Origin of the sequence: Nocardioides stalactiti, from assembly GCF_014180715.1 — a bacterium.
Taxonomy (GTDB): Bacteria; Actinomycetota; Actinomycetes; order Propionibacteriales; family Nocardioidaceae; genus Nocardioides; species Nocardioides stalactiti.
Genome location: NZ_JACEFC010000138.1, coordinates 1 through 9,482, shown reverse-complemented (window position 1 = coordinate 9,482; position 9,482 = coordinate 1). Strand labels below are relative to the sequence as shown.

Below are 9,482 nucleotides of genomic sequence, written 5' to 3'. Positions count from 1 at the left end.
CCTCGTGGGCCGCGGCGCCCTCGGCCGCCTTGCGGGCCTCGACCGCCGTCTCGAGCGCGGTCTGCTGCTCGGCGACGAGCGCGAGGATCTCGGCCTCCTGCTCGGCGAGCCGGTCGGCCTCGGCGTCGAGCTCCTGGGGGTCCCGCCCCTGCTCGACCTCGGTCTCCTGGACACCGGCGGCGTTGCGGACGCGCTCGTTGGCCAGGCTCTGGGTGCCGCGGAGCCGCTCGCGCAGCGCCCCGAGGGACGACAGGGTCTCCTGGGCCGCGGAGAGCGCCGGCAGGTCCTCGCGGAGCGCGGCCTCGAGGGCGGCCTCCTTCTCGCGGCCCTCGGCGACCGCCTTCTCGACCTCCTCGCGACGCGCCACCAGGACGCTCTCGTCGGCGAGCTCCTGCTGGAGGGAGGTGCGGGCGGTGACGAGGTCGTCGGCGAGGATCCGGGCGCGGGCGTCACGGACGTCGGCCTGGACCGTGGCTGCGCGCCGGGCGACCTCGGCCTGGCGCCCGAGCGGCTTGAGCTGGCGGCGGATCTCGCTCAGCAGGTCGTTGAGACGGGTGAGGTTGCCCTCGGTGGAGTCGAGCTTGCGGAGCGCCTTCTCCTTGCGCTTGCGGTGCTTGAGGACGCCCGCGGCCTCCTCGATGAACCCGCGGCGGTCCTCGGGGGTCGCGTGCAGGATCGTGTCGAGCTGGCCCTGCCCGACGATGACGTGCATCTCACGGCCGATGCCGGAGTCGCTGAGCAGCTCCTGGACGTCGAGCAGCCGGCACGGGGTGCCGTTGATGGCGTACTCCGACCCGCCGGTCCGGAACATGGTCCGGCTGATCGTGACCTCGGAGTACTCGATCGGCAGCGCGCCGTCGGTGTTGTCGATGGTCAGCTGCACCTCGGCGCGGCCGAGCGGCGGACGGCCCGACGTACCGGCGAAGATGACGTCGTCCATCTTGCCGCCGCGCAGGCTCTTGGCGCTGGCCTCACCCATGACCCAGGCGAGGGCGTCGACCACGTTGGACTTGCCCGAACCGTTGGGACCGACGATGCAGGTGATCCCCGGCTCCAGCTGGAGGGTGGTCGCAGACGCGAAGGACTTGAACCCCTTGAGGGTCAGGCTCTTCAGGTACACCCAGGCTCCCTTTGCTCGGACTCGAGATCAGTCGTCGGCGGACGCGGACGGCACCTCCACCGGGGGGATCCTGTCAGGTGCCCCGGGGCGCGCCGTCGCGGGGGAAGCGCTCGGCTTCGCTCACCCTACAAGCCCTCGTCGGCCGACCGGCGGATCTCCTCGTCGGCGTGGGCGATGTGGGCCAGCTGGCGCCACACGAGCACCAGGGTCACCCCCGACCCCACGAACGCGAACCAGAAAGGGGCGGTGAGGCCGCCGTGCTCGGCGATGATCCCGCCGAGGCCGCTGCCGATGACGATGCCGCCGTGGATGGCCACGCTGTAGACCGAGCCCACCCGGCCCTGGAACTCCGTCGGCACCGCGCGCTGCCGCACCGCCTGGGAGAGGGCGCCCCACACGAAGGCATAGACCCCGAACCCGAACATGATGAGCAGCGCCAACCAGGCCGCGGTCGTGAGCGCGAACCCGAGGTGCATGACGACCTCGAGGGCGAGGCAGGCCCGCATCAGCGTCGCCAGCGAGACGTGCTGCTCGAGCCAGCCGAAGAGGAACGTCCCCACCAGCCCACCGGCCGCCGCGGCGGAGGTCAGCAGGCCGTAGCCGACCGGTCCCATGTCGAGGACCTCGAGCGAGTACAGGACGAGGATCGCCCACGCCGCCGCCCAGGTGATGTTGAACGTGACGATGACCAGCGCCAGCGTGCGCACCGGCGGGTGGGCCATCAGCCAGCGGAACCCGTCACCGATGTCGCGCAGGACGTGCGTGTCCACGTCGTCGCGCACCGGCCCCGCGGGCAGCGCGAGTCGGGACACGAGCACGACCGCCAGCAGGCCGCACGCGATCTGGGCGCCGAAGGGCACCGCCATGCCGACCGCGAAGAGGGCGGCGCCGACGGGCGCGCCCGCGAACTGGTTGAGCGTGATGAAGCCGGCCTGCAGGCGGGCGTTCGCGACGCCGAGGTCGGCCTTGTCGACGATCATCGGCAGGAAGGTCCGGTACGCCGTGTCGGCGTACACCTCCGCGGTGCCGAGCAGGAACATCGCTCCCAGCACGACCGCGATGCTCACCACCCCGGTGACGATCGAGGTCGCCAGCATGCCGAGGACGACGATCCGGAGCAGGTTGGCGATGACCACCATCCGCTTGCGGTCGACCCGGTCGGCGACCGCGCCGGCGAACAGGCCGAACAGCAGCCACGGGAGCCCGACGAGCAGGAAGGCGAGCGAGACGAGCGCCGGGGAGCTGGTCTGGGAGGCGACCAGGAGCGGGCCTGCGGCGAGCGCGATGCCGTCACCCAGGTTGGCGACCCAGGTCGACGCCATCAACCACCGGAACCGCGGACCGAGCCGCACCGGTGCGACGGCGTCGAGGATGCGGCCCACGTGCGGGCACGCTAGTCAGCGGCGCCCCCAGGGCGCCACTGATTTCCGCCGACGGGCGGAAGGATGATGCGCCAGGCTCAGGCCGGCTGCATCTCCTGCGCGTCGGCGGTGAGGATCTCGGCGGCCCGAGCCGACATCAGCTTGTCGTTCTCCTCGGACAGACGGAGGACGAGGGACTCCAGCTCGGCCACCCGGTTGCGGAGTCGAGCGTTCTCGACAGCCAGTCGGGGGTCGCGGAGGTCGCTGTTCAGGTGCCCGATCAGCGCCTTGGCCATGAAGTGAGCCTTCCGGTGGGAAACGCGGTACGGCCCGGGTCCCGGACCGTCTCCAAGAGTCCCATTTCCGGGCCCCGCGGTCAAACCCTGCGTGCGCGTGGTACAGGCTGGCAGCGGGGGCAGAAGTACGAGGACCGGTTCATGAACGCGACCCTCCGGATCGGGGTGCCACACCGCCCGCACGGCTGGTCCTCCTGCCCGTACGCCGAGAGCGAGCGGTCGAAGTAGCCGGACTCCCCGTTGACGTTGACGTAGAGCGCGTCGAACGAGGTCCCGCCCTGGGCCAGGGCCTCCCCCATGACCGCGCGGACGTGGCCGAGCAGGTCGACGACCTGGGTCCGGGTGAGCCTGTCGCCGGGGCGGTCGCCGTGGAGCCGAGAGCGCCACAGGGCCTCGTCGGCATAGATGTTGCCGACCCCGGAGATCAGGTTCTGGTCCAGGAGCAGCCGCTTGACGCCGGCGGTGCGCCTGCGCACCCGGAGCACGAACGCGTCGTCGTCGAAGTCCGGGTCGATCGGGTCGCGCGCGATGTGCGCGATCTCGGGCGGTAGGACCGCTCCCCCGGCCGAGACGAGGAGCCCGCCGAACATCCGCTGGTCGACGAACCGTAGCTCCCGGCCCGGCGCAGGTCCTCCGGTGAGCCCGAACCGGACCCGAAGGTGCCGCTCGTCCGGCGCCGCGACCGGCTGGACGAGCATCTGACCGCTCATGCCGAGGTGGCCGAGCAGCGCGTCCCCGTTGTCGAGCGGCAGCCAGAAGTACTTGCCGCGGCGGCGCGCAGCCTCGATCCGCCGCCCGACCAGCGCCGCGGCGAAACCGGACGCCCCGCCGGGGTCACGCCGGACCGGACGGTCGTGCAGGACCTCGACCGCGGACAGCGTGGAGCCGACGACGTGGCGTTCGAGGCCGGCACGGACGACCTCGACCTCGGGCAGCTCGGGCACGGGCGGGCCGGGTCAGTCGTCGGCGGAGGCTGCGGACGGGGCGGACGGGGCCGACATCGCAGCGACGATCTCGCCGTACGCCGTCTCGGCAGCACCCTGCTCGGCCTCCTTCTTGGAGCGGCCGGTGCCGTTGCCGTACAGGGTGTCGGCGACGCGGACCTGCGCGGTGAAGGTCTTCGCGTGGTCGGGGCCCTCGTCCTGGATGACGTACTCCGGCACGCCGAGGCTGTGCTCGGCGGCGAGCTCCTGGAGGGAGGTCTTCCAGTCCAGACCTGCCCCCATGGCCGAGGCGGCCTCGATGAGCGGGTCGAAGAGGAGGTGGACGACCTCGGCGGAGGTCTCGATGCCGGCGCTGAGGTGGACCGCGCCGATGACGGCCTCGACCGTGTCGGAGAGGATCGAGGCCTTGTCGCGACCGCCGGTGGTCTCCTCACCGCGGCCGAGCTTGATGTACTGCCCGAGGCCGATGACCCGGGCGACCTCGGCGAGGGCCCGGGCGTTGACGACGGCGGCGCGGAGCTTGGCCAGCCGTCCCTCGGAGAGGTCGGGGTGGAGACGGTAGAGCGTCTCGGTCACGACGACCCCCAGCACCGAGTCGCCGAGGAACTCCAGGCGCTCGTTGGTCGGCAGCCCGCCGTTCTCGTAGGCGTAGGACCGGTGCGTCAGGGCGCGGTCGAGCAGCTCGGGGTCCAGATGGGGATCCCCGAGCGCTCGACGCAGGTCGACGTAGTCGCTGATGGCCGGGTGCCGGCTGTCAGGCAGGGTCAGAGGACCTGGCGGCGGGCGGCCTTGGCGCCGTACTGGCCGCAGCTGCCGCACGCGCGGTGCGGGAGGTGCTGGGCACCACAGGCCGGGTTGGCGCAGGTCACCAGCGTGGGGGCGACGGCCTTCCACTGCGAGCGACGGTGCCGCGTGTTGCTGCGCGACATCTTCCGCTTCGGAACAGCCACTGTCTTCTCCTCGTGCTCAGGTCTGGTCGGGGTCTTGCTGGTCGGTCAGCGCGGTCAGCGCCGACCAGCGGGGATCCACTGCCGCGTCGTGTGCGTGGTCCGGCTCGTCGATCAGGCGCGCCCCGCACTCGGGGCACAACCCGGGACAGTCCGGCTGGCACAGCGGCTGGAACGGCAGTGCGAGCACCACCGCATCCCGCAGGAGCGGCTCGAGGTCGACCAGGTCGTCCTCCAGCCTGCGGGTCTCGTCGTCCTCGGAGTCATCCTGCTCATCGTGCCGGCGGTCGTCGTACACGTAGAGCTCCTGGAACGGCACCTCGACGTCGTCGTGGATCGGTTCCAGGCACCGCGCGCACTCGCCGTCGACCACGGCTTGCGCCGTGCCGGTGACCAGGACTCCCTCCATGACCGCCTCGAGCCGCAGGTCGAAATCGATCTGCGAACCCTCGGTGACCCTGAGGACCTCGATACCCAGATCTGCCGGGGCCGGGGCCGTGAGCGTCACTTCCCGCTGGGACCCCGGGCGGCGGCCGAGCTCGCGTGTATCAAGCACGAGCGGCGCCCTCGGGTCCAGGCTGGACATGTGATCACTCCCGGTCCGGACACAACAGATCAGCGAGAAGCGTATCGGGCGGGCCGGACGCCACCAAATCTGACACCGGGCCTCACGTCGCGGCGCGGCGCTCCTCGAGCCGGGCCATGAGCCGGTCGAGCACGGTCGGCGGCACCAGGCCCGACACGTCGCCCCCGAAGGAGGCGACCTCCTTGACCAGGCTCGAGGACACGAACGACATGCTCGGGTCGGTCATGAGGAACACGGTCTCGACCTCGGTGAGGTGGGAGTTCATCTGCGCCATCTGGAGCTCGTAGTCGTAGTCGCCCGACCCGCGCAGGCCCTTGACGATGGCCTGGGCACCGATCTCGACGCAGAAGTCGGTCACCAGGCCGGTGAAGCCCTGCACCCGGACGTTGGACCACGGCGCGACCGCGTCGGAGATCATGTCGAGCCGCTCGTCGGAGGTGAAGAGCCGGTTCGACGACGCCGACTTCGACTTGTTGACCCCCACCGCGACGATGACCTCGTCGAACAGCGCGGCGGCCCTGCCGAAGATGTCGAGGTGGCCATTGGTCACGGGGTCGAACGACCCCGGGCAGACGCAACGTCGCTGGGGTCGCATGGCGTCACCGTAGTGGTTGGGCGTCGTCCTCGTCCCGCGAGGCGTACCAGAGGGTCGTCTCGCCGTACTTCTTCTGCCCGCGCTTGCCCGGGAGCACACGGACCCCCGGCGGCCAGGTCGGCTCGGGGCTGCGGCGACCTCGCTCGACGACCACCAGCGCGTCGTCGGCGAGCCAGCCGTGCTCGGCCAGGAGAGCGAGGTCGACGGCGAGGTCCTCGTCGGAGAGCGGGTACGGCGGGTCGAGGAACACCAGGTCGACGCGGCTCCACGCGGGCTGGGCGAGGAAGCGGGCGACCGGCTGGGCGACGACCTCGACGACCGCGTGGAGCGCGGCCGCGTTGCGCTCGATCACCTTCGCTGTCGTGCGGTCCGCCTCGACGGCCACGACGTACGACGCGCCACGCGAGGCGGCCTCGAGCGCGATCGCGCCCGAACCCGCGTAGAGGTCGAGGACGCCGAGCCGGTCGAAGACCCCGAAGTGGGACGTGAGCGTCGAGAACAGTGCCTCCCGCACCCGGTCGCTGGTCGGCCGGGTGCCGCTGCCCTGGGGCGTCTCGATCCGGCGGCCGCTGTGGTCGCCCCCGATGATCCTCGTCATCGCGCCCTCACGACCTGTCCACGAAGTCGCCCTGCTGGGAGCGCTCGAGGTCGAGAACGGCGTCGGCCAGCAGCGGGGCCTCGGTGAGGCCGGGATCGTGCTCGAGCAGTCCCTCGGCGGCCTCGCGGGCCGCCACGATCGTGTCCTCGTCGCGCAGCACGCGCAGGTTCTGGAGGCTCGAGCGGCGCCCCGCTTGGGTGGCGCCGAGCACGTCGCCCTCGCGGCGCTGCTCGAGGTCGACCCGGCTGAGCACGAACCCGTCGGTCGTCGAGGCGACCGCGTCAAGCCGCGCCCGGGCATCGGAGAGCGGGTCCTCGGCGTGGGTCACCAGCAGGCACAGGCCCGGCAGGCCGCCCCGGCCGACGCGGCCGCGCAGCTGGTGGAGCTGGGAGACGCCGAACCGGTCGGCGTCGAGGATCACCATCGTCGTGGCGTTGGCGACGTCGACGCCGACCTCGATCACGGTCGTCGACACGAGCACGTCGATCTCGTGACGCGCGAACGCCTGCATGGTGGCGTCCTTCTCGTCGGCCGGCAGCCGGCCGTGGAGGCGGGCGACCCGCAGCCCCGCCAGCGGGCCGGACGCCAGCCGCTCGGCGACCTCCTCGACCGCCTCCAGCGAGCGCGGGGGCGGCAGCGGGTTGCCGTCGTCGTCGACGTCGAGGACCTCCGGCTGGTCGGCCTCGGCGTCGTCGCCCGAGATCCGCGGGCAGACGACGTAGACCTGGTGGCCCTTCTCGACCTCCTCGCGTACCCGCGTCCACGCCCGGCCCAGCCAGGTCGGCTGCTCGGCGAGCGGCACCACGTTGGTCTGGATCGGCGCGCGCCCGGCCGGGAGCTCGCGCAGCGTCGACACCTCGAGGTCGCCGAAGACCGTCATCGCCACGGTCCGCGGGATCGGCGTCGCGGTCATCACCAGCAGGTGCGGCGGGACCTGGGCCTTGTCCGCGAGCGCGGCCCGCTGCTCGACCCCGAACCGGTGCTGCTCGTCGACGACCACGAGGCCGAGGTCGGCGAACTGCACCTGGTCCTGGAGCAGGGCGTGGGTGCCGATGACGATCCCGGCCTCCCCGCTCGCGGCCCGCAGCAGCGGCTCGGTGCGCTGGGTCTTGGTCATCGACCCGGTCAGGAGGTCCACCCGGGTGCCCTCGGCCGAGCCGAAGATGGTGCCGCCCTGGGCCAGGTCGCCCAGCATCGTCACGATCGACCGGTAGTGCTGCTGGGCGAGCACCTCGGTCGGCGCGAGCAGCGCCGCCTGGCCCCCGGAGTCGACGACGCGGAGCATCGCCCGGAGCGCGACCAGCGTCTTGCCGGAGCCGACCTCGCCCTGGAGGAGCCGGTTCATCGGGTGGGACTGCGCGAGGTCGTGGGCGATCTGCTCCCCCACCTGGCGCTGCCCCTCGGTGAGCGTGAACGGCAGCCGCTCGTCGAAGGCCACCTGGAGCGCGCCGTCGCCGCCGGTGCGGGCGGTCGCGCCCAGCTCACGGACGGCACGACGCCGCCGGGCCAGCACGACCTGGGTGACCAACGCCTCCTCGAACCGGAACCGGTGCTGGGCCCGCTCCACCTGGTCGCGCCGGTCGGGCGTGTGGACCCAGTCGTAGGCGGTACGCACGTCGAGGACGTCGTACTGCTCCCGGACCGGGTCGGGCAGCACCTCGGGGAACCCGTCGACCTGTCCGAGCGCGGCGCGCACGGCGCGGCTGACGTCCCACGTCTCGACGCCCTTGGTGAGCGGGTAGATCGGGTAGAGGTCACCGATCTGGTCGACGATGCTCTCCTCGCCCTCCTCGCCCTCGGCGTGGCCGAAGATGATCATCGCGGGGTTGGTGAGCTGCCACTCGTCGCGGAACCGGTCGGCCCGGCCCATGAAGACGCCGCGCTGGCCGACGGCGACACGACGTTGGTGCCACTCGGCCGTGTGCTTGTTCTTGGCGAAGAACGTCATCCGCAGCTTCGGCCCGTCGGTGCTGAGCAGCGCCTCCACCCGGAACGCCGGACGGCCGGTGCGGCGGTCGTTGTAGGTCTTGAGGTCGCAGCGCACGATCTCGCCGACCACGCAGAGGAACTGGCCGATCCTGAGGTCGTCGACCTTGGTCAGCCTGCCGGTCTCGAGGTAGCGCCGGGGGAAGTGGCGCAGCAGGTCGCCCACGGTGCGCAGGCCCAGGCCCTCCTCGAGCTTCTTGCGCTTCGCGGGGGTCGTCCGGCCCAGCACCGCGGCCAGCGGGGAGTCGAGGGTCGTCACCAGGGTCCTCTCACCAGGGTCACTCGACGGACAGCAGGAGCGGGTAGCGCTCCTGGCCACCGTCGTACACCACGGTGTCGACATGGGGGTGCTGCTCCTCGACCCACGCCGCCGCGTGGTCGGCGATCCCTCCCGCCTCCTGGCCGGTCACCAAGGTGACGAGCTCACCCCCGGACGCGAGCAGCCGCTCGAGGACCGCGACCGCGACCTCGCCGAGATCGCTGCCGATGACGACGAAGTCGCCGGCGATGACGCCGAGGACGTCGCCCGGCCGGCAGGGACCGGCGGAGGTCATCGCCTCCTTGGCCGCGACGGTGACCGCGCCGTGCTTCACGTGGCGGGCGGTGGCCGTCATCTCGGTGACGTCCTGGTCGAACCCGCGGCCCGGCTCGTGCACGGCGACCGCCGCGAGGCCCTGGACCTGCGCCTCGGTCGGGATGACCGAGATCCGCACGCCGCGGCCGTCGGACTCGGCCGTGCTGGCGGCGACCCGCGCGGCCCGCACCGAGTCGGGGTCGTTGGGCAGGACGACGATCTCCCGGGCGCCGCTGGCCGCGATCGCCTCGAGCAGCTGGCCGGTGGAGGGACGCCGACCCGGGCCGCCCTCGACGACGAGCGCGCCCGCGTCGCTGAACAGCTCCACCAGGCCGGGTCCGGCGGCGACCGCGATGACTGCGCGGCCGGCCGGGGCGGGTGACGTCCGCGAGCCGCTCTCCCCCGCGGCCGCGGCGACCTGCTCGGCGAAGTGGGTGACCCGGATCCGGTGCGGCCGGCCGAGGCCGATGCCGGC

The 9,482-nt window shown here is 72.3% G+C and carries 11 protein-coding genes; all 11 read right to left on the bottom strand.

Going from position 1 to position 9,482, the window contains the following annotated elements; all coding sequences use genetic code 11:
• A partial coding sequence (locus tag H0487_RS19850; protein WP_183095961.1) for a chromosome segregation SMC family protein occupies positions 1-1,120 on the bottom strand: 1,120 nt, incomplete at its 3' end.
• Between the two features lie 125 nt (positions 1,121-1,245).
• Positions 1,246-2,502 carry an MFS transporter gene (locus tag H0487_RS19845; RefSeq protein ID WP_183095960.1) on the bottom strand — a complete coding sequence of 419 codons (1,257 nt, stop codon included), beginning with the start codon at positions 2,500-2,502 and terminating at the stop codon, positions 1,246-1,248.
• A 77-nt stretch (positions 2,503-2,579) separates the two neighbouring features.
• Positions 2,580-2,777: a hypothetical protein gene (locus H0487_RS19840; RefSeq protein ID WP_183095959.1), complete on the bottom strand. Its 198-nt coding sequence runs from the start codon at positions 2,775-2,777 to the stop codon at positions 2,580-2,582.
• Between the two features lie 80 nt (positions 2,778-2,857).
• Complete coding sequence (gene mutM, locus H0487_RS19835; protein ID WP_183095958.1) at positions 2,858-3,721, bottom strand: bifunctional DNA-formamidopyrimidine glycosylase/DNA-(apurinic or apyrimidinic site) lyase; 864 nt, start codon at positions 3,719-3,721, stop codon at positions 2,858-2,860.
• 12 nt (positions 3,722-3,733) lie between these two features.
• A complete protein-coding gene (gene rnc / locus H0487_RS19830) occupies positions 3,734-4,540 on the bottom strand; it encodes a ribonuclease III (RefSeq protein ID WP_446685583.1) in 807 nt (268 codons plus the stop codon).
• Positions 4,486-4,671 (bottom strand): 50S ribosomal protein L32, encoded by a 186-nt coding sequence (rpmF, locus tag H0487_RS19825; RefSeq protein ID WP_183095957.1) that lies wholly within the window; start codon positions 4,669-4,671, stop codon positions 4,486-4,488. Before rpmF ends, rnc begins: the two co-directional genes overlap by 55 nt.
• 16 nt (positions 4,672-4,687) lie before the next feature.
• The gene (locus H0487_RS19820; protein ID WP_183095956.1) at positions 4,688-5,254 is read right to left on the bottom strand and encodes a YceD family protein; all 567 of its coding nucleotides are present in this window, start codon (positions 5,252-5,254) and stop codon (positions 4,688-4,690) included.
• Between the two features lie 82 nt (positions 5,255-5,336).
• Positions 5,337-5,849 (bottom strand): pantetheine-phosphate adenylyltransferase, encoded by a 513-nt coding sequence (gene coaD, locus H0487_RS19815; RefSeq protein WP_183095955.1) that lies wholly within the window; start codon positions 5,847-5,849, stop codon positions 5,337-5,339.
• 4 nt (positions 5,850-5,853) lie between these two features.
• On the bottom strand, positions 5,854-6,447 hold the full coding sequence (gene rsmD, locus H0487_RS19810; RefSeq protein WP_183095954.1) for a 16S rRNA (guanine(966)-N(2))-methyltransferase RsmD: 594 nt from the start codon (positions 6,445-6,447) through the stop codon (positions 5,854-5,856).
• 7 nt (positions 6,448-6,454) lie between these two features.
• A complete protein-coding gene (locus H0487_RS19805) occupies positions 6,455-8,692 on the bottom strand; it encodes an ATP-dependent DNA helicase RecG (RefSeq protein WP_312856028.1) in 2,238 nt (745 codons plus the stop codon).
• A gap of 19 nt (positions 8,693-8,711) precedes the next feature.
• Positions 8,712-9,482 (bottom strand): DAK2 domain-containing protein (locus H0487_RS19800; RefSeq protein WP_512698509.1); only part of this gene is annotated, 771 nt, incomplete at its 5' end.